Source organism: Helicobacter sp. 13S00401-1 (assembly GCF_002272925.1).
GTDB lineage: Bacteria > Campylobacterota > Campylobacteria > Campylobacterales > Helicobacteraceae > Helicobacter_I.
In genome coordinates this window covers 1-531 of sequence record NZ_MLAR01000049.1, presented here as the reverse complement: position 1 = coordinate 531, position 531 = coordinate 1, and the positions used below count along the sequence as shown (strand labels likewise).

The 531-nt window shown below is 31.1% G+C and carries 1 protein-coding gene; it reads left to right on the top strand.

Annotated features, from left to right (window positions below; genetic code table 11):
* A partial coding sequence (locus tag BKH43_RS08380) for a methyl-accepting chemotaxis protein (RefSeq protein ID WP_253248038.1) occupies positions 1-531 on the top strand: 531 nt, incomplete at both ends.

Sequence of the window (531 nt, the reverse complement as noted above, 5' to 3'; positions counted from 1 at the left end):
ATACTTCTATTACTAACTTATCTCAAAGTTCTAATGCACAAGCTAGCTCTTTAGAACAATCTGCTACTGCTATAGAAGAAATAACTCAGTCTATGCAAAATGTATCTAATAAGACTAATGAAGTAATCTCTCAATCTGAAGATATTAAAAGTGTTACTGTTATTATTAAAGACATAGCAGATCAAATAAATCTCTTAGCTCTTAATGCAGCTATAGAAGCTGCACGTGCAGGAGAACATGGAAGAGGATTTGCAGTAGTAGCAGATGAAGTAAGAAAACTAGCAGAAAGAACTCAAAAGTCTTTAGGAGAAATAGAATCTAATACTAATATCTTAGTTCAATCAATTAATGATATGGCTGAATCTATAAAAGAACAAGCTAATGGTATAACTCAAATAAATGATGCTATATCTTTATTAGAACAATCTACTCAAGGTAATGTAAATATAGCTGATGATGCTACTAAGATATCTAGTAATGTAACTCATATAGCAGATGAGATAATGAGTGATGCTAATAGGAAGAAGGTGT